The organism is Streptococcus oralis subsp. tigurinus, from assembly GCF_002093545.1.
GTDB lineage: Bacteria > Bacillota > Bacilli > Lactobacillales > Streptococcaceae > Streptococcus > Streptococcus oralis_C.
Window position 1 is genome coordinate 1 of sequence record NZ_LNVF01000010.1, and the last position, 16,191, is coordinate 16,191.

The window sequence follows — 16,191 nt, forward strand, 5'->3', positions numbered from 1 at the left end:
TAGCTGGATGCAGCACCTGTAACTTGACTACCATCCATCCCTTTTTTGCTATCATCTTCTCTAGCATAGGCTGTAGTCCCAATAGTTTCACCAACCGCATAAAGAGTCGCAGTTGCTTCAACATAGTACCTGTCACCGATTTGTACAATTCCATCTTGTAAAACCAATACCGCATCATGTTCCTTCAGTATTGGCTTCAGCGCTTCTAAGATGTCCTCTGCGCTTCGATAGCTGTACTTACCAAAACTGTTATACTGTCCTTTGGGAGCAACTAAACTCTGCTGGATGCTCTGTAAAGTGACAAAGATTGGGGATTGTTGTTTTGTTACCATACAGTTCCCCTTTATAAACTTCTCAATAGATCAAACAAATCAGGCTTAGTATTTTGACGCTCGATTTTTTGAACATCGCCACCATTTGGATAAGTAAGTTCAAATGTAGCCTTAACCCGAATAATCTCCAATCCGTGTACTTTGGCCAATGATTTTACCGCTGTTTTCTGTTCGAGATAAGAATTGTATGGCATTGTAAGAGCACCTCGAATATCGTCTACAAAACTGGCCTTGGTAGCTAATGAAGAACGATTGTTCTTGAGTTCATTTAAAAAGTGCCCGCTTTGTTTGTCACGCATTACAATATAATCACTTGAAAGTTTCATTTTGATTCTCCTTAAATTTGATAATCTTCTGGGTATTTTGGAGCAAGAGGTCTGTAATTAGAATCTGCTTTCTTTCCACATTTCTCGCATTCCATATTTGGGACCACGTTATTATGAAAGTTTGCGTCATCATATCCGCTATTAGTTTTCATGAAGCCACAATGTTCACATTCATATTCTGCTGTGAAATCTCTTCGGTATTGACTGATAATTTTTTTAATTCGCATTTGTTTCTCCTTAAAAATAAAATTCAATGACACGCACATCATGTTGTTGACGGCTGCCTGTTACTCGCCATAAAAGTTGGCGATAATCGTCATAATCTCCATCAGATGGATTAACGGGGTCTAAGACCACAATAGTTTTAAATTTATGCTGAAGGCCATCAACTCCTACACCCAAAACCTGGCTTGTAGCAACCACATTTGTCTGTTCAAGAGAGTCCTTCTTGTCTCCAGTCCAAATACCAATTTCCGGGTGCCGCTCTCTGATGACCTCTACAATCTGCTTTGATTTGCTAACTATCAACATTTCTGTCCTACTTGCTAGTAGAAGATCCAATTGAAGTAGCATTGGAGTATCTGCATTGACAGCCTTCAACTTCGGAAAGTCAACCTCAAATCCTGTCTGGATTAAATATCGTTCAAAAGTCTTTCGACCAAATGTTTGTTTGGCCATGGCGTACTTACCATCTTTTCCAACAATATTCAATTTCCTAAATTGTTCCAATTCGTTCGGGTTAGCTGTTAGACACCAGATAGGTTCAAAGACAACCTCAAATCCGTTGTTTTCTTCGGCTTCCTCAATAGTTTCTACTTCTTCCCAGCGGAAGAAGTTGGGCAGATTACTTACATAGCTTTCATAATCTCGGAAGTCATCCCACTCTTGCTTAGAATAGCTGAACTTGGAATACTTCATCTTGCCGTGAGCTAGTTGCCAGTTTTCCCTTTGATTAGGATCAGCCATTCCAAAAAATGTTTTTTCAAGCGGATAGAAGTTTTGCCCCTTCTTCCTGATCGGGGTTGCAGATAGTCCAACTGTATAGCCACGTTTGACCTTGCGATAGGCCTTCACGTTGGAATCGCTAGACATATTCTGCCACTCGTCAATAATGAACACATCGCACTCAATAGACTCACCGCTTGCAAGTCTGTTCTGCAATCTGCGGTCCGTCATGGTTTCTAATTCAAAATCAGTATTATAGCCTAAATTTTGATAGGTACTACTCCAGCCATCTAGAATGGCCAACCGATTATTGATAACCAGGACCTTTTTTGCTCCTTTGTGCTTTGCTATTTCAAAAGCACAGATGGTTTTACCACGTCCACCGTATGCCTCAAGGAAAATACCAGGGCAATTACGGTCGCTTCGTTTAACTGCTTCAGCTTGCCATTTGCGTAATTCGATTGCCAATGTCCACAATCACCTCCTCGATGTCATTCCGTTGGGCATAGAAGAGCCCGAGCCTTGCAGCTGCCCTCACATCGTTGTGATGGCTCTTGTCAAAGGTCCACAGTCCTAAGGCTTTTAGTAAGTCGTTAGGTATATCTGTCTGATAGCCAGCATTTCTTTGCAGAACCAAATTCGGATAGCATAGCTCAATGGCTGCAATAGTTTCTACAACCGAGTTGTCCCTGGAATAATCATTGTCCCTAACCTCAAATTTTTCAACGACCACTATGTCAAATTCAAGACTGCGACCAATCTCTTTAAACCAGGCTTTGAAGTTTTGAGCGCCATAAGGGACTACCCAATAATCGACCAGTTTCGCATTATCCAAGAGTACAATTCCTGTTGTACTAGTTTCGATTTTATTACTACTTGGATCAATAGCTAAAATCTTCATCAAACACCAACTTTCTCTGTTAGCACTCCTGGATAAAGGGCCGTGTTAAACCAATTTTGTTTATTCACTTTTGCAAAAGCAAATAGCGATTTAACTTCTTTTGCTTGCTTCTCAAATTTTCGAATATCTTCCTCCGATTCAAAGATAGGTTTTTCCTTATATTTAGCGACTGTGACAAGCTTGTATTCCGGAGTGAATACTTGCTTTTCATTTCCCTGATCAAGATTTGCTTCATCCACTTTCACAAAACGAATCGCAACATCGAATAGAAAACCTTCAGTAACAAGTACTTCAATTGATTCCGGTCCAATCACAACTGCTAGTGAATCTGTTACTCGTGTTTTATTCATCAATTCCATTACTTAATCCTCAAACTTCTACTTTCTTGCAAGGTAGCACCCTTGACTTTCTTACCTGCATTCAGCAATTCCTTGATAGCATTTTTGTCAGGTTTTTTTGCAATTACAAAATATTTCTTAGGCAGCAGATCCTCATCCACAATGACTGAAGGTTGATTTTTTGCCAGATAAACAGTAAAAAGTAACCCCTTAACCTTGTCATGTCCGGTGATTTCAAAAGCACCTTGCAAGCCAGTTTTAAGCCGTATGATGTCATTATCAATCGACTTGTATCGTGCAGTCAGACGGTCAATCTCTTCTTTGAGCTGTTTCTTATCAGCTTCTTTATTTTTGATAACCTTGACCGTATTTTCGACTTTCTCCTCGAACTGATCAGTCCAATCAATCGAATCCAGAGTGTCAACTTTTGTTTCTTCGTCCAGCCCTTCCATATCATTGATTTGTTTAAAAATCCCTGTTAGTTCGTATAAACTAGCCATTTTTTTCTACCTCTCTAATTTTATTTGTAAGTTTTGTTAGTCCAATACCAGATTTAGTCAAATCAGCGTTGGACGTAAATAAATGATTTTGATTCATTCTAGCAATTTCGTTCTTAGATAAACATGCCAGGTTAGAAATATCATAGTTTGTTTTATCACCGTCCAGAAAAACGATTGAGTACCCTTTTGGTATTGGTCCGTGATGGTCCTCCCAGACCTTGCGATGCTTCAAAACCCATTGATTAGGTTCTCCAATTTTCTCTTTTGGGTACCCATCTGTTGTGTAGTTGATAGTACCGACAGGAACATAATTCGGAGGTCGATTACCTTTTTTGAACTGCCCGCTGTTTTTTGGCATATTGGGGTATTTCTTCCCCTTATTGTGGGGAGTCTGACCTTTCTCGAATCTTCCCGTCAAACCACTATGTAGATTATTATTTCTCCGATAACTCTTAATCTGTTTCTCAGTTAGTGATAAGCCAAATTTTTGGTTCATTTTATTTGCGACATCACGAGAAATCTTATTTTTTTGAATTGACACAAGATAATCATGTTGCTCCCTCGTCAGCAATCGGCCTTGATAGATTTTCCCAACTGGTAATCCAAGGCGTTTGCGTACGCCGCCTATTTGAGTCTTGGTATAGTTTGTCCCAAATTTCTCATTTAGTAACCTAGTTACTTCGGGAGTTAATCGACCAGGGCATATTTCATGCATGTACTCCGTGTACTCATCCTTCCAGCATAGCGATCGGGGCATTGACTTCACCTACCTTGTCTTTGAATTTTTCAGCATCTAACGCCAACTGGCCAGCTTGTAGGATTTGACCTGAGATAGCGACCATTTGTTTCGAGCGCTGTAATTCTACCTTTAATTCATCTGCTGTAAGATCCCTGTCGTCCAACGTTTCTAGTTGGGCAAAAAGAGTATTGGTTAAATCTGTCAATTTATTTCGTACCATCTACTTAGTCACCACTTTCATCAATTTATTAGCTTCTTTGATTAGCAAACGCATAACGTTGCTATCCGTTTCTTTTTCTGCTGCTCTTGTCAACATATCCACCCACTCACGTCTAGTATCATTCTTCCAATCAACCAACTCAGTGAGTGCCTGTGTATGGTTATAGTAAGGCGAGTAGTCGTATGACTTATCTTCCAAGCGAACGCATCTACCTGCCTTGATGTCTTTGGCTAAGTTCGCTCTCACATTACTATTTGTTGTACCAACAACCTCGGCCACTTCATCATATGAGGCAGCAGGGTGCTCTCTATAATATTCCCTGATTCGTTCAGCTTGAGTCATGTTTCTACTCCTTAACTAGCCCTACAGGCGGTTCTACATCATAAGTAAATTGTTTGTCTGAATTTCTCAGGTTCATCCGTGCGACATTACTCGCTATTTGCTGACGCTCTTTTTGTTTCATTTCAGCGTGGTCATCCAGTTTATTTACTAGCGACCATAGTCCAATCCCTACGATTGTTGCCAGGTAAATGTATTCCATCATTTTGTATTTTCCTTTTCTTTATAGATTGCTACGATTTTCTCCAAGTCTGCGATTTCTTGATTCGCTTCTTGAAGTTTTTCTTGTGTTTCAATCAGTGATTGATTGAGGTCCAGAGCGACCTCTTTCCAGTTGAGATTGACCGATTTTATAACTCCTTCAAGTTTGAGTTTGATTTGAGTAAATAGTTTCATATTTTCTCCTTTTGATTTATATAGTTGTTTTCTGCCAATGTTCGTGATACCATTCAATAACAGCATCCCTTGGATATTTCTCACGCTTGCCCTCAATTCGTGGAAAGTCTGCGTGTCGATTGAAGCGCTCGTCGAATGTCGTCGTATCCTTTGTTCCCAGGAGCATCTCGGAACATTGCGACTTATTCAGTTCCATTGGATAACGTTTCTTTTCATCTGTAATGACGTTCATCACTTTTAAAGTCCTATCCATCAAGCCAGCTTCAAACTGATCTAATAGTTGATTCATTAAGTCATTCATGTTATAATTTCCTTGAATAATTTTGTTGAGCGCCTGATTGCCGTCAGGTGCTTTTTTGCTACCCCCTTTTCTGCTATAATAAAGCTAGAAAGGAGGTGATGTTATGCATGATCTAGTTATCAAGATGATTCTTGATGAGTACGGCATTGATAACTCTGAAAATTTGTCTAAAGCACTCGCCAAAGTCCTAGATGAATTTTCAAGAGATAGCCGTGTAGCTAGCAATCTGTCTAAGTCTATCAATGAGCAGAATAGACTTGCAGATAGAATGCAGGGGATTATTCGATAAGCCCCAGAACCATCTGAGCGTGTTTGTGAAAGACATTGGTTTCACTGTCATCCAGTGTTATGTCTTTTGACAAATTACGCTCTTTTTCGTTCAGTTGGTAATCGTAAAGGCTGTTTAGCTCTTCCCATCCTTCTCGAGTTAAAGACTGTCTTAAGCTAATATAGCGTTCGATAATAGTCAGTGATTTTGCAATATCCTGCAGCCTCTGCTCAGATTTTTCTTTCTCGTTTTGAGTTTTGGCAATAAAGTCTGAGTAGGCTCGGTCAAACGCTTCTAAAATTTGAAGATCCACTGCTACATTGTCGACTTCAAGGATATCTGGTGTAAATGTGACTGTGGCTTTTGGTTTTTTGTCTGCTGACATTTCTAATTTAAAATCAGTTACCCTCCTACCAAGCTCCCAGTCATTGATTTTTACTGAATATCCTGAAGAATTAAGAGATTGACCCTCAGTAGGTTCTTGCTTAGGCTTAATACTTAGTTTTAATTGCTTCATGTTTGCTCCTTTCCAAGTTATTGTTTTCGCAACTTTTTTTCTAAAAAAATACTAGAAATCCTCCATTTTGATGTCTAGTAGTTTTGAAAGTTTGCTAGCTTCCGAAAATGTGAAATCACGTCCACGGTAACGATTGACTTTCATGTTAAAAGTTGACTTGTCCATATCCAGCTGTTCAGCAATTTCTTTTTGTTTCATTCCTTTTGAAACAATAATGCTTTTTAAATTTAGATATGGCTTATCTAGCACCATCACACCGCTCATAGGTCTCTCCTTTCCAAGTTGTCGATTTCGCAACTTTGTTTTATGGTTCTAGTATATACTAACTTTGTTTCGTTGTCAATAACTTTTTTTATTTTTTTAAAAAATATTTGCGAAAACGAAACTTTTGTAGTATAATGATTATTAAGAAATGAGGAAGTAGAAAAATGATTGGAAACAAAATCAGAGAACTTAGAAAGAAACATGGCTTAACTCTTGATGAGTTAGCTAACAATTTAAATAATAGGTATCCTGATACTATGAACTTTAATAAAGGGAAGATTTCTAAATGGGAAAATGACAAAGAGGAGCCAAGACTTTCTTCTGTTAAAATCCTTGCTGATTATTTCGATGTACCTTTAGATTATTTCAACGGCAATGAGGTTGAAATCTTACCTATCTACAATAAGTTAGAGAAACCTAGACAAGAAAAAGTCCTTAGCTATGCTAAAGACCAACTTGAGGAGCAAGAAAGCTCTAATAATATTTCTATTTTCAATAAGCCTCAAGATGACGAGAACTACATTACTGATTATGTAGAGGGGCTGGTTGCAGCAGGTCATGGAACGTTTCAGGAAGATAATTTACACATGGAAGTCAAGCTCAGAGCTGAAGACGTACCAGAGGAATATGACACGATAGCTAAGGTGGCAGGTGATAGCATGGAGCCACTCATAGAAGATAATGACTTATTATTTATCAGAGTAGCTAGTCAAATTGATGTCAACTCAATCGGCATCTTCCAGGTAAATGGTAAGAATTTCGTCAAGAAACTGAAAAGAGATTATGACGGTTCCTGGTACTTGCAGAGTCTAAATAGCGGATACGAAGAAATCCACTTGTCAAAAAACGACGACATCCGAACAATCGGGGAAGTCGTAGATATTTATAAGGTTTAAAAAATTTAGCGGAATTAAGAAAGGAATATATAATAATGGCTAAATATGTAAGACGTTGTCCAAAATGTGGCAGTGATCAAATTGAATACATGATGCAGGAACGTAAAAGTTTCAACGGTTGTGTAGGATGTATTGGGTGGCTTATCGCTTGGCCATTCGTTCTACTTGGATTTGTGGGGAAAAAAGGGAAACACAACTGGCACTGTCGAAACTGTGGCTGTGTCTTTAAGTCCAAGAAATAAAAAAAGCCCCACGCTCTCAAAGTTTGGCGACTACGAGCGTGAGGCGATTGGTGTAGTAAGAGGCATTAAAAAGCCCTCTTTACTATGCCCATTTTACCAAAATAAAGGGGAAAAATCAATGGCATACTTTAGAAAAAGGGATAACGGTTGGGAATACCGAATATCTTACAAAGATACAGCCGGCAAATATAAGCAGAAATCAAAAAGCGGATTTAAGACCAAGAAACTAGCTCAAGCTGCAGCAAGAGAGATAGAGGATAATCTATCCGAGAATATACTGACAGACAAAGACGTCACGCTCTATGATTTTGTTAAAACATGGTCAGATGTATACAAGCGACCGCACGTCAAGGATAAGACCTGGGACACTTATACAAAAAATCTAAAGCATATCAAAACTTATTTTGGAGATTTGAAAGTAAAGGATATTACTCCCTTGTATTACCAAAAACGACTCAATGAGTTTGGTGAGAAATATGCCCAGGAAACACTTGAGAAATTCCACTATCAGATAAAAGGCGCTCTAAAAGTTGCAGTCAGAGAGCAAGTGATCAGCTACAACTTTGCTGAAGATGCCAAGGTTAAGTCTCAAATAGAAACCAGGTCAGAGGATAACGACTTTTTAGAGGAAAGCGAGTATAAGGCTCTAATTTCGTCCACACGCTCGAATATACACTACGTGTCCTATTTCACCCTCTACATCCTTTCAGTGACTGGTATGCGCTTCTCTGAGGCTCTGGGGCTTACCTGGGATGATATCGATTTCAAAAATGGAATCATTGACATAAACAAGAGCTTTGACTATTCAAAGGCTCAAGATTTTGGAGATTTGAAAAACGAAAGCTCAAAAAGAAAAATCCCAATTGATAAGATCACGATTGAAACTTTAAAAGCTTATAGAAAGCAACACTGGCAAGCAAACATTAAAAATAGGGTATGTTTTGGAGTTTCAAACTCAGCGTGTAACAAGCTGATAAAAAAGCTTGTGGGCCGTCCAGTAAGAAATCATAGCTTGCGACACACTTACGCTTCTTACCTGATATTCAAAGGAATTGACATCGTGACCATATCAAAGCTACTAGGTCACGAAAGTCCAGATATAACCTTAAAGGTCTACTCACACCAGATGGAAGCACTAGCGGATAAAAACTTTGAGCAAATAAAAGAAATATTCCTAACTGCTTAAATTTGGGGCGGATTTGGGGCGAAACACCCACAAAGCCCGATAAATCAATAGCTTTTAATCCGTCTACCGCCTTTCAGTACCTGAATTAACAGGAATTAACCGAATAAAAAGCCCGGACAATCGGGCTTTTTTGTTATTCCAAATAGATAGGGATAACTGTATCTACAATATAGATTTACAAAAAGCAGTGACTCAAGTCACTGCTTTATTCTGTTTCTTCTTCAGTCTCTATTTCAGTGATTTGGACTTTTACCTTGGTAACACGTCCGTTTTTCACCTTGTCATTGGTTAGGATGATTTGTTTGTTTTGGCTGACCAATTCATAACTGAGTTTTTCAGTCGTTGGAATCATTCCCACACCCGTCAAATAATAACCGGCGATGGTATCAACATCATCACTTTCCAATTCTACATCAAAGTAGTCATTAAAATCATTAAGATTCATGGTGCCTTGAACGATATAGGTGTCTTCTCCTATTTGATGGACTTCAATTTCAGCCTTGTCAGTCTCATCATCAATCTCACCAACAATTTCTTCTAAGAGGTCCTCCAGAGTTACCAAACCAGCCATTCCACCGTATTCATCTAGTAAGATGGCCATTTGATTTTGGGTATTTCGAAGTTCTTTAAGGAGATCGTCCACAAAGATAGTCTCAGGAACAAACAGTGGCGTTTGGAGAATTCGTTTCCAGACAATATTGTCAAAGCCATCCACAAAAGCGGCATTCAACAAGCGCTTGGTGTGAATCAAACCAATCACATTGTCCTTATCCCCATCATAAACAGGGATACGTGAGAAATTTTGCTTTAAAATACTCTCGATAATCGTTTGACTGTCATCCTGAATATCTACCATAAAGGCATCTGTTCGGGGCACCATTAGCTCACGAGCCATTAGTTCATCTAAAGAAAAGACTCCCTGTAGCATTTCAATCTCATCTGCATCCAGTGTTTCTTCACTATTGGTGAGCATGTACTCTATTTCATCTCGAGTCATCTTTTCATCCGCATCATCAAAGGTCATTGGTGTTAAACGACTTAACAAATTGGTTGAAGCAGATAACAGCCAGACAAAGGGACTGACAATTTTTCCCAAACCAATAATGACTGGCGCTGTTCGAATTGCCAAAGCATCTTTCAGATTGAGGGCAATCCGTTTAGGATATAGTTCACCAAAAACAATAGAGATGTAGGTCAAGAATGCCAAAGAGAGGAAACTTGCAATGGCATAAGCTGTTTCTCCGTTCCCCATCCAAGAGGCAATTACTTGTCCAAGTGTATCTGCCAATTTTGCCCCTGACAAGATCGTGATCAAGGTGATACCGACTTGAATTGTTGATAAAAAGTGGTTAGGATTTTCAAGTACCTTTAACAAACGAATGTAACGTTTGTCTCCCTCTTCTGCCTTTTGTTCTACTCGGGAACGGTTTAGTGACACCATTGCCATCTCAGTGGCTGAGAAAAAAGCATTTAACAAGGTCAAGATAAATAATAATACAAACTGTAGCAACAAATTCTGACTGCTCGGGTCTTCCATAGTCCTTCTCCTAAAATAGTATCTTGTGTCCCATTATATCATAAAATCCATCAGGATTCACATTATTTTTCATTTAAACAACAGCTCCCCCCGTCTCTAGAAGACAAAGGAGCTATTTTTATTGTATCTATTGTTTCTAATCTGTCACTGTTACTTGCCCTGTTCGGTAATCAAGCTGGATTCCCTTTTGAACATTGGGGATTAGGACATTGAATTCCAATTCGCCATCTGAAGACTTGGCTTCGATTTGTGAAGCGGATGGAACTAAGTCCTCATTTGTCGCATAGTGGAGCGTCACCCGATAACGGACCCTCTTGTTTTGGTCTAAGGTTTTTCTGACCAAACTCTCATAGTAGTTCTGACCTGTCGAATCCTCAGCCTGTGCTTGGTTCGCCCAAGCTGTCTGGACTGCAATGTTCTTGGGATTGCTGGTAGAGGCATCAAAACCATCCAATCCACCTATCAAGGCATAGCCCAGCAGGTGTCCTCTATCAACTGCATGTGTGTAGGCTCCCTTTAGATTCTTAACCTGATGCCATCCTGGTGGCGTCCAAGAGGTGGATCCATTTCCTGTTTCTTCACGATTCTTATACTGCCGAGTCGCTTTGGATAAGATGGCATTGGCAACAGTTGGAACTGTTTCTTTTCCCACTGTCTTTGTCTTATTATCCGCATAGGGTTTGCTAGAAACCTTGGCATCTAGATTGGTCTTATTGCCATTGACAATGAAGGCCCCTGCTCCATTCCACTCCAGCCCCCCCTTGATTTGATTCTTGATTGACTCAGTTAAGACACTTTCTGCCAACTCCTGACTAGGAGCTTCTGAGGCTTGTCTTTTCTGGCTAACCTTTGTTCTAGGGGCGTTTTGCGCCGTCTGCATCTGCTTAATGTAGTAGCTACCAGCAGCCAATAGTAAGAATATAAGCAACCCTATCAGAGCTTGTCTTGTTTTTTTGTCCATTTTTCTCCTTATTTCTTTAGAAAAAGACTGGTCTCCCAGTCTAATTTCCTGTAAATTTGCTAATCAATTCCTGCCACTTTGCTGGAGACAAAATCGCCCATGGATCCTGTCCCTTTCCTAGAATCCCGTAGCCAATCATCAAACCGATTCCTAAGGCAAGGAATCCCAGCAAGAGTACAATAAAAATCAACAGTAAGCGACGGAGTACATAACGTAAGTTTTTATTCTTCTTCATCATTTGCCTCGATTCGCTGAATCTTCGCTCCTAGCTGAGCCAATTTCTCATGGAAACGGTAGTAACCTCTATCAAGGTGGACTAACTTACCAACAACTGTTTCTCCCTGCGCCACCAGACCTGTCAAAATCAAAGCAGCACTAGCGCGAAGGTCCGTTGATAGAACTTCTGCCCCTTGTAAAGCCTGTCCCCCTACAATACGAGCCGTATCACGGATAATCTCTGAATGCAAGCCCATACGGCGCATTTCCTCTAAGTGTTGGAAGCGATTCTCAAACACCGTTTCCACCATGGTGGATTCCCCTTTTGCGACTGTCATCAGAGCTGTAAATTGCGCCTGCATATCTGTTGGGAATCCTGGATGTGGTAAGGTTTTTACATGAACAGCCTTGAGATTTTCAAGTCGAGAACGAACACGAATGCCTTCTGATTCCTCTGTCACTTCAACACCCATTTCAAGTAGTTTTGAGATCAAGGGGCGATTGTGTTCCCAGACTGCATCACGAACGAGGACATCTCCGCCAGTCATAGCTGCAGCCACCATAAAGGTTCCGGCTTCGATACGGTCCTGTACCACATTGTGGGTCGTACCATGGAGTTCCTCAACACCAGTCACTGTGATTGTTTCTGTACCAGCTCCCTTGACCTTGGCTCCCATTTCATTAAGAAGGATAGCGAGGTCAACAATTTCCGGCTCACGCGCAGCATTTTCAATGACCGTCACACCATCAGCTAGAGTTGCTGCCATCATGAGGTTTTGTGTTGCGCCGACACTAGGGAAGTCCATATAGATATGAGCGCCATGCAAGTGGTCTGCCTTGGCTTCGATGTAACCAGCTGCCTGAGTGATTTTTGCCCCCATAGCTTCCAAACCTTTGAGGTGGAGGTCGATTGGACGACTCCCGATGGTACATCCCCCTGGCATAGAAACTTTGGCATGGCCTACACGAGCAAGGATTGGTCCCAAGACAACGATGGATGCACGCATCTTGCTGACATACTTGTATGGAGCTTCCTCAGTGATATCACCAGTCGCATCAACCTCGACAACATGAGCTTCCTCATCAAAGTCCACCTTGGCATTCAGACCACGAACTACTTGATTCATGGTGAAAACATCTGACAAGATTGGAACGTTCTGCAAGACTGTCTTACCCTTGCTTGCTAGAATAGTCGCTGCCAACAAGGGCAAGACTGCATTCTTTGCTCCCTCGATCGTCACACTCCCGACCAGACGATTATCCCCGCCTTGAACCACAATTTTTTCCATAGTTGTTTCCTTTACTTTTGATTTTATAATAGTCCTCTAAGCGCTTCTTGCCACAGTTGGTATAAACTGATAAAGAATGAACTCAAGATGTAGCCCATTACAATACTAAAGAAACCTACCAACAAACGAACTTTTTTTGTGTTAGTAGAGGTCACTTTTAAAACCTTTTCCCATCTCACAAGATCTTTCAAAAGGTAAAAACTCAAATAAATAAAGAGTATATGACTACTTAGAGTGAATAATAATTGAACCATTTGACTATTATACCATCTTATCCGCTTGCGCGCTAGTTTTCGATTTTTCTACGAATTAGGGGTTGTTTTTAAGGTAATCAATCGCATCCTGCAAGGTTTTAACGGGAACGATTTTCATCTCTGTTTTGATCGTTTTGGCAGCTTCTAGGGCTGTTTCATAGTTGCTTTTCGCATTGGGATCTGCTTTTTTTGCTTCCTCGGTGACTGGATTGTCAGGGGCAAAAAAGACGTTGGCTCCCTGACGAGAGGCTGCAACTACTTTTTTGTCAATTCCACCAATGTCGCCAACATTTCCGTCCCGATCAATGGTTCCCGTTCCCGCAACGATACGGCCATTACGAAGTTCTGGATCTGCTATCTGGGTGTAAATAGCTAGACTAAACATAAGACCGGCACTTGGTCCCCCGATACCAGCTGTTGAAAAGCGAATGGGAACATCACTGGTCACTTCTGTACGGTCAATCAAACCAATTCCAATCCCGTTTTTTCCGTTTTCGAGAGTGATAATTTTACCTTCTGCAGACTTGACTTTTCCGTCTTCTTCATAGGTTACCTTGACCGTATCCCCTAATTGTTGAGAATTGACATAGTCGACCAAGTCTTTTGAACTGTCAAATGTTTTGTCATTAACAGCCGTCACGGTATCTGCAATGTTCAGAACGCCCTTAAAAGTTGAATTGTCCGTCACGGTCAAGACATAAACCCCCAGATACTTGAGTTCAATATCTTTCCCAGCCGTCTTCAATCCTTGATACTTGGCCATGTTTTGGGACGTTTGCATGTAGAACTGATTGATCCGCATAAACTCCGCATCAGTAGAGCCACCCGTAGTCTCCTTGGCACTTCTTATATCTGTGAAAGGTGTTAACCAAGCATAGACAAGATGCGATAGGGTTGCGTGTCGAATACCGACTGTTACAAACTGGTAAGCTCCTGCTTCTGTGTCTTCTGTTTCATTGACTTTCAAAACGCGACGAATATCTTCCGCTCCACCCGGAACTTCTATGTAGTAAGGTAAAGGTACTACAAAGGCTAAAAAAGTCAATACTAGTGCTAGGATGACATATAAGGGCCATCTAGTTTTTTTCTTCATGTTCTAATTCCTCCACAACACTGTTTGGGACATATTGCTGAATCTCCTGACCAAACTTCAGAAGTTCTCTCACGGCTGAAGAGCTGATATAAAGATGCTCTGGGCGACTATATAAGTAAATGGTTTCGATTTCTGGAGCCAGTTGATGATTGTAGTAATCAAAACTAGACTCGTATTGCAAGTCTGTGGCATTCCGCAAGCCACGAACAAGGGTCTTAGCACCCAGTCTTCTTGCAACATCGACGACTAGCTGGTCATGAGAAGCTAGGACCTCTACATTATCTAAATGCGCCACAGCTTTTTTGACTGCCCGTTTGCGGTTTTCAACAGGGAAAAAACCTTGTTTGTGGGGATTGTAGAACACCCCGACATAGAGCTTATCAAAGAGTCTGCTGGCACGTTCAATGATATCCAGATGTCCATTTGTCATCGGATCAAATGAACCGGTAAATAATCCAATTTTATCTGACATAGACTGTCACCTTACTAATCCCATATATTTTTTCCTTCCAGATGCCTAAGCAGGCGATTTCTTCTGGAAGTTCTACAGACTTATCGGTTTCGCAGACAACCATGATTTCTTCGGAAAATAGGTTTCTTTCTGCCATTTTTTCGATATCTGCAACGATTTGTTCCTTGGCATAGGGAGGGTCTAAAAAGACCAGGTCAAAGGGACCTGTCACCTGCTCCAAGGCCCGTTCAGCCTCCATCTTTAAGAGCTGAAATTTGGAAACTTCCTTGGTCATTTGGATATTTGCAGCGACGATAGCTTGTGCCCTTCTATCCCGTTCCACTAAGACAGCATGGGACATCCCTCTTGACACAGCTTCAATAGACAGACCACCACTGCCAGCATAGAGATCCAAGACACGACCGCCCTCAAAATAGGGGCCTATCATGTTAAAGATAGCTCCACGCACCTTATCTGATGTCGGCCTCGTCGTCTTGCCTTCTAGCGTCTTGAGGGGGCGCCCTCCGTAGATTCCTGATACGATTTTCATACCGTTTATTATACCAAATTATAGGCAAAAAGAGAAAGAAAACCGAACCTTGCGGTTCGATTCTCTACAAAATATTTTCGTACGTATCGCGGACTTCTTGAGGCCAGACACTGGTCTGAACTTCTCCAATGTGTTTCTTACGAAGTAAGAACATGGCCATCCGAGACTGTCCGATACCTCCACCGATTGTCAATGGGAAAAGGCCGTTAAGCAGGGCTTTATGCCATTCCAGCTCGAGACGATCTTCGTCTCCGGTAAGAGCCACTTGGCGACGAAGGGTGTCTTCATCTACCCGAATCCCCATAGAAGAAAGTTCAAAGGCACAACCAAGAGATTCGTTCCAAACGAGAATATCGCCATTCAACCCTTTGTAGCCATTTTCAGACTCTGTTGTCCAGTCATCGTAGTCAGGTGCACGGCCGTCATGAGGTTTCCCGTCAGGCAACTCGCCACCGATACCAATCAAGAAGACTGCCCCGAACTCTTTACAGATCGCATTTTCACGCTCTTTCGGTGTTAGGTCTGGATAACGTTCCACCAACTCTTCTGTATGGATAAAGGTGATTTGTTTTGGCAAGATGGATTCAATATCGTAGCGTGCTTCTACGGCTAGCTCTGTCAGACGAATAGCCTTGTAAATCTTCTCGACGGTTTCTTTGAGATAAGCGATATTGCGTTGACCATTTGGAATCACTTTTTCCCAGTCCCACTGGTCCACATAAACTGAGTGAGTCGCATCAAGTGAATCTTCGTCTGGACGAAGGGCCTTCATATGAACAAATAGGCCTTCACCTTCTCCAAAACCAAAACGAGCTAAGGTGTGGCGTTTCCATTTGGCTAGTGAGTGAACGACTTCATAAGTTTCATCTGGAATCTGCAAGACCTTTACGGATACTGGATGTTCGACACCGGACAAGTTGTCCTGCATCCCATCACCAACCTTGCTCAAGATAGGACCTTGAACTTCAACAACTTCTAACTTATCTTTCAAATACTGGGTAAAGGTGTTTTTGACAAAGGAAATCTCTTCTTGCTGATGGATAAAACTTTTCTTCATAAACGGCTCCTCAAAAATTAGTTAAAAGCATTATACACCTATTTCCAAGAAAAGAAAAGAGTAAATAAGAAAA

At 41.0% G+C, this 16,191-nt stretch carries 27 protein-coding genes; 3 read left to right on the forward strand and 24 right to left on the reverse strand.

What is annotated here, in order from left to right; translation table 11 throughout:
* The 13 genes from ATE34_RS09070 to ATE34_RS09130 form a co-directional block, all read right to left on the reverse strand.
* The coding region (locus ATE34_RS09070; RefSeq protein ID WP_180382696.1) for an ERF family protein at positions 1-332 on the reverse strand (332 nt) is incomplete at its 3' end.
* Between the two features lie 11 nt (positions 333-343).
* On the reverse strand, positions 344-658 hold the full coding sequence (locus ATE34_RS09075) for a hypothetical protein (protein WP_084911785.1): 315 nt from the start codon (positions 656-658) through the stop codon (positions 344-346).
* A gap of 11 nt (positions 659-669) precedes the next feature.
* Positions 670-885, reverse strand: a complete 216-nt coding sequence (locus ATE34_RS09080) for a hypothetical protein (protein WP_084911786.1) — start codon at positions 883-885, stop codon at positions 670-672.
* A gap of 10 nt (positions 886-895) precedes the next feature.
* Positions 896-2,071 carry a DEAD/DEAH box helicase family protein gene (locus ATE34_RS09085; protein ID WP_084911788.1) on the reverse strand — a complete coding sequence of 392 codons (1,176 nt, stop codon included), beginning with the start codon at positions 2,069-2,071 and terminating at the stop codon, positions 896-898.
* Positions 2,040-2,504, reverse strand: a complete 465-nt coding sequence (locus tag ATE34_RS09090; RefSeq protein ID WP_049479651.1) for a hypothetical protein — start codon at positions 2,502-2,504, stop codon at positions 2,040-2,042. The genes ATE34_RS09085 and ATE34_RS09090 overlap by 32 nt, the downstream gene beginning before the upstream one ends.
* The gene (locus tag ATE34_RS09095; RefSeq protein ID WP_084911790.1) at positions 2,504-2,863 is read right to left on the reverse strand and encodes a hypothetical protein; all 360 of its coding nucleotides are present in this window, start codon (positions 2,861-2,863) and stop codon (positions 2,504-2,506) included. Before ATE34_RS09095 ends, ATE34_RS09090 begins: the two co-directional genes overlap by 1 nt.
* Positions 2,863-3,342, reverse strand: a complete 480-nt coding sequence (locus ATE34_RS09100; protein WP_084911791.1) for a siphovirus Gp157 family protein — start codon at positions 3,340-3,342, stop codon at positions 2,863-2,865. Before ATE34_RS09100 ends, ATE34_RS09095 begins: the two co-directional genes overlap by 1 nt.
* Positions 3,335-4,057 carry an HNH endonuclease signature motif containing protein gene (locus ATE34_RS09105; protein WP_084911793.1) on the reverse strand — a complete coding sequence of 241 codons (723 nt, stop codon included), beginning with the start codon at positions 4,055-4,057 and terminating at the stop codon, positions 3,335-3,337. Before ATE34_RS09105 ends, ATE34_RS09100 begins: the two co-directional genes overlap by 8 nt.
* A 13-nt stretch (positions 4,058-4,070) precedes the next feature.
* Complete coding sequence (locus ATE34_RS09110; RefSeq protein WP_084911795.1) at positions 4,071-4,301, reverse strand: hypothetical protein; 231 nt, start codon at positions 4,299-4,301, stop codon at positions 4,071-4,073.
* Positions 4,302-4,643, reverse strand: coding sequence for a hypothetical protein (locus ATE34_RS09115; RefSeq protein WP_084911797.1), 342 nt, complete (start codon positions 4,641-4,643; stop codon positions 4,302-4,304). It lies immediately after the preceding gene.
* Between the two features lie 4 nt (positions 4,644-4,647).
* Positions 4,648-4,845: a hypothetical protein gene (locus ATE34_RS09120; RefSeq protein ID WP_084911799.1), complete on the reverse strand. Its 198-nt coding sequence runs from the start codon at positions 4,843-4,845 to the stop codon at positions 4,648-4,650.
* Positions 4,842-5,036: a hypothetical protein gene (locus ATE34_RS09125; RefSeq protein ID WP_084911801.1), complete on the reverse strand. Its 195-nt coding sequence runs from the start codon at positions 5,034-5,036 to the stop codon at positions 4,842-4,844. The genes ATE34_RS09120 and ATE34_RS09125 overlap by 4 nt, the downstream gene beginning before the upstream one ends.
* A 16-nt stretch (positions 5,037-5,052) precedes the next feature.
* Entirely contained in the window at positions 5,053-5,337 is a 285-nt protein-coding gene (locus tag ATE34_RS09130; RefSeq protein ID WP_084911803.1) for a DNA-binding protein, read from the reverse strand.
* A gap of 103 nt (positions 5,338-5,440) precedes the next feature.
* Between ATE34_RS09130 and ATE34_RS09135 the strand changes: the two genes are divergently transcribed.
* Positions 5,441-5,626, forward strand: a complete 186-nt coding sequence (locus ATE34_RS09135; protein ID WP_084911805.1) for a hypothetical protein — start codon at positions 5,441-5,443, stop codon at positions 5,624-5,626.
* Here the strand turns inward: ATE34_RS09135 and ATE34_RS09140 are convergent.
* The gene (locus tag ATE34_RS09140; RefSeq protein ID WP_084911807.1) at positions 5,616-6,122 is read right to left on the reverse strand and encodes a hypothetical protein; all 507 of its coding nucleotides are present in this window, start codon (positions 6,120-6,122) and stop codon (positions 5,616-5,618) included. The two genes, ATE34_RS09135 and ATE34_RS09140, sit on opposite strands and share 11 nt — an antisense overlap.
* Before the next feature lie 51 nt (positions 6,123-6,173).
* Positions 6,174-6,386 (reverse strand): helix-turn-helix domain-containing protein, encoded by a 213-nt coding sequence (locus tag ATE34_RS09145; RefSeq protein WP_057595487.1) that lies wholly within the window; start codon positions 6,384-6,386, stop codon positions 6,174-6,176.
* A 164-nt stretch (positions 6,387-6,550) separates the two neighbouring features.
* Here ATE34_RS09145 and ATE34_RS09150 point away from each other — a divergent pair, with 164 nt between their 5' ends.
* Together ATE34_RS09150 and ATE34_RS09160 are read left to right on the forward strand one after the other, a co-directional pair.
* Positions 6,551-7,282, forward strand: coding sequence for a helix-turn-helix domain-containing protein (locus ATE34_RS09150; RefSeq protein WP_084911808.1), 732 nt, complete (start codon positions 6,551-6,553; stop codon positions 7,280-7,282).
* Positions 7,283-7,642: 360 nt separating this feature from the next.
* On the forward strand, positions 7,643-8,710 hold the full coding sequence (locus ATE34_RS09160) for a site-specific integrase (protein ID WP_084911812.1): 1,068 nt from the start codon (positions 7,643-7,645) through the stop codon (positions 8,708-8,710).
* 205 nt (positions 8,711-8,915) lie between these two features.
* Here the strand turns inward: ATE34_RS09160 and ATE34_RS09165 are convergent, their stop codons facing one another.
* The 9 genes from ATE34_RS09165 to asnA form a co-directional block, all read right to left on the reverse strand.
* Positions 8,916-10,247 (reverse strand): hemolysin family protein, encoded by a 1,332-nt coding sequence (locus ATE34_RS09165; protein WP_084911814.1) that lies wholly within the window; start codon positions 10,245-10,247, stop codon positions 8,916-8,918.
* Positions 10,248-10,383: 136 nt separating this feature from the next.
* Complete coding sequence (locus ATE34_RS09170; protein ID WP_084911816.1) at positions 10,384-11,208, reverse strand: DNA/RNA non-specific endonuclease; 825 nt, start codon at positions 11,206-11,208, stop codon at positions 10,384-10,386.
* Between the two features lie 40 nt (positions 11,209-11,248).
* Complete coding sequence (locus tag ATE34_RS09175; protein WP_049537744.1) at positions 11,249-11,443, reverse strand: DNA-directed RNA polymerase subunit beta; 195 nt, start codon at positions 11,441-11,443, stop codon at positions 11,249-11,251.
* The gene (gene murA / locus ATE34_RS09180; RefSeq protein ID WP_084911817.1) at positions 11,430-12,713 is read right to left on the reverse strand and encodes a UDP-N-acetylglucosamine 1-carboxyvinyltransferase; all 1,284 of its coding nucleotides are present in this window, start codon (positions 12,711-12,713) and stop codon (positions 11,430-11,432) included. Before murA ends, ATE34_RS09175 begins: the two co-directional genes overlap by 14 nt.
* A 23-nt stretch (positions 12,714-12,736) precedes the next feature.
* A complete protein-coding gene (locus ATE34_RS09185; protein ID WP_084911818.1) occupies positions 12,737-12,967 on the reverse strand; it encodes a DUF1146 family protein in 231 nt (76 codons plus the stop codon).
* 55 nt (positions 12,968-13,022) lie between these two features.
* The gene (locus tag ATE34_RS09190) at positions 13,023-14,060 is read right to left on the reverse strand and encodes a SepM family pheromone-processing serine protease (RefSeq protein WP_084911819.1); all 1,038 of its coding nucleotides are present in this window, start codon (positions 14,058-14,060) and stop codon (positions 13,023-13,025) included.
* A complete protein-coding gene (gene coaD / locus ATE34_RS09195; RefSeq protein WP_061587983.1) occupies positions 14,044-14,532 on the reverse strand; it encodes a pantetheine-phosphate adenylyltransferase in 489 nt (162 codons plus the stop codon). Before coaD ends, ATE34_RS09190 begins: the two co-directional genes overlap by 17 nt.
* Positions 14,522-15,061, reverse strand: coding sequence for a 16S rRNA (guanine(966)-N(2))-methyltransferase RsmD (rsmD, locus tag ATE34_RS09200; RefSeq protein WP_000706949.1), 540 nt, complete (start codon positions 15,059-15,061; stop codon positions 14,522-14,524). The genes coaD and rsmD overlap by 11 nt, the downstream gene beginning before the upstream one ends.
* Before the next feature lie 64 nt (positions 15,062-15,125).
* Positions 15,126-16,118: an aspartate--ammonia ligase gene (gene asnA / locus ATE34_RS09205; RefSeq protein WP_000747987.1), complete on the reverse strand. Its 993-nt coding sequence runs from the start codon at positions 16,116-16,118 to the stop codon at positions 15,126-15,128.
* Positions 16,119-16,191 lie beyond the last annotated feature (73 nt).

What these genes read in the sequence shown, in the direction of transcription:
- asnA (WP_000747987.1), bottom strand. Translation starts at nt 16,118, where the DNA reads ATGAAGAAAAGTTTTATCCATCAGCAAGAAGAGATTTCCTTTGTCAAA.
- ATE34_RS09075 (WP_084911785.1), bottom strand. Translation starts at nt 658, where the DNA reads ATGAAACTTTCAAGTGATTATATTGTAATGCGTGACAAACAAAGCGGG.
- ATE34_RS09130 (WP_084911803.1), bottom strand. Translation starts at nt 5,337, where the DNA reads ATGAATGACTTAATGAATCAACTATTAGATCAGTTTGAAGCTGGCTTG.
- ATE34_RS09145 (WP_057595487.1), bottom strand. Translation starts at nt 6,386, where the DNA reads ATGAGCGGTGTGATGGTGCTAGATAAGCCATATCTAAATTTAAAAAGC.
- ATE34_RS09170 (WP_084911816.1), bottom strand. Translation starts at nt 11,208, where the DNA reads ATGGACAAAAAAACAAGACAAGCTCTGATAGGGTTGCTTATATTCTTA.
- ATE34_RS09135 (WP_084911805.1), top strand. Translation starts at nt 5,441, where the DNA reads ATGCATGATCTAGTTATCAAGATGATTCTTGATGAGTACGGCATTGAT.
- ATE34_RS09095 (WP_084911790.1), bottom strand. Translation starts at nt 2,863, where the DNA reads ATGGAATTGATGAATAAAACACGAGTAACAGATTCACTAGCAGTTGTG.
- ATE34_RS09165 (WP_084911814.1), bottom strand. Translation starts at nt 10,247, where the DNA reads ATGGAAGACCCGAGCAGTCAGAATTTGTTGCTACAGTTTGTATTATTA.
- ATE34_RS09120 (WP_084911799.1), bottom strand. Translation starts at nt 4,845, where the DNA reads ATGATGGAATACATTTACCTGGCAACAATCGTAGGGATTGGACTATGG.
- ATE34_RS09110 (WP_084911795.1), bottom strand. Translation starts at nt 4,301, where the DNA reads ATGGTACGAAATAAATTGACAGATTTAACCAATACTCTTTTTGCCCAA.
- coaD (WP_061587983.1), bottom strand. Translation starts at nt 14,532, where the DNA reads ATGTCAGATAAAATTGGATTATTTACCGGTTCATTTGATCCGATGACA.
- ATE34_RS09090 (WP_049479651.1), bottom strand. Translation starts at nt 2,504, where the DNA reads ATGAAGATTTTAGCTATTGATCCAAGTAGTAATAAAATCGAAACTAGT.
- ATE34_RS09190 (WP_084911819.1), bottom strand. Translation starts at nt 14,060, where the DNA reads ATGAAGAAAAAAACTAGATGGCCCTTATATGTCATCCTAGCACTAGTA.
- ATE34_RS09185 (WP_084911818.1), bottom strand. Translation starts at nt 12,967, where the DNA reads ATGGTTCAATTATTATTCACTCTAAGTAGTCATATACTCTTTATTTAT.
- murA (WP_084911817.1), bottom strand. Translation starts at nt 12,713, where the DNA reads ATGGAAAAAATTGTGGTTCAAGGCGGGGATAATCGTCTGGTCGGGAGT.
- ATE34_RS09100 (WP_084911791.1), bottom strand. Translation starts at nt 3,342, where the DNA reads ATGGCTAGTTTATACGAACTAACAGGGATTTTTAAACAAATCAATGAT.
- ATE34_RS09175 (WP_049537744.1), bottom strand. Translation starts at nt 11,443, where the DNA reads ATGAAGAAGAATAAAAACTTACGTTATGTACTCCGTCGCTTACTGTTG.
- ATE34_RS09160 (WP_084911812.1), top strand. Translation starts at nt 7,643, where the DNA reads ATGGCATACTTTAGAAAAAGGGATAACGGTTGGGAATACCGAATATCT.
- ATE34_RS09115 (WP_084911797.1), bottom strand. Translation starts at nt 4,643, where the DNA reads ATGACTCAAGCTGAACGAATCAGGGAATATTATAGAGAGCACCCTGCT.
- ATE34_RS09105 (WP_084911793.1), bottom strand. Translation starts at nt 4,057, where the DNA reads ATGCATGAAATATGCCCTGGTCGATTAACTCCCGAAGTAACTAGGTTA.
- ATE34_RS09140 (WP_084911807.1), bottom strand. Translation starts at nt 6,122, where the DNA reads ATGAAGCAATTAAAACTAAGTATTAAGCCTAAGCAAGAACCTACTGAG.
- ATE34_RS09080 (WP_084911786.1), bottom strand. Translation starts at nt 885, where the DNA reads ATGCGAATTAAAAAAATTATCAGTCAATACCGAAGAGATTTCACAGCA.
- ATE34_RS09125 (WP_084911801.1), bottom strand. Translation starts at nt 5,036, where the DNA reads ATGAAACTATTTACTCAAATCAAACTCAAACTTGAAGGAGTTATAAAA.
- ATE34_RS09150 (WP_084911808.1), top strand. Translation starts at nt 6,551, where the DNA reads ATGATTGGAAACAAAATCAGAGAACTTAGAAAGAAACATGGCTTAACT.
- rsmD (WP_000706949.1), bottom strand. Translation starts at nt 15,061, where the DNA reads ATGAAAATCGTATCAGGAATCTACGGAGGGCGCCCCCTCAAGACGCTA.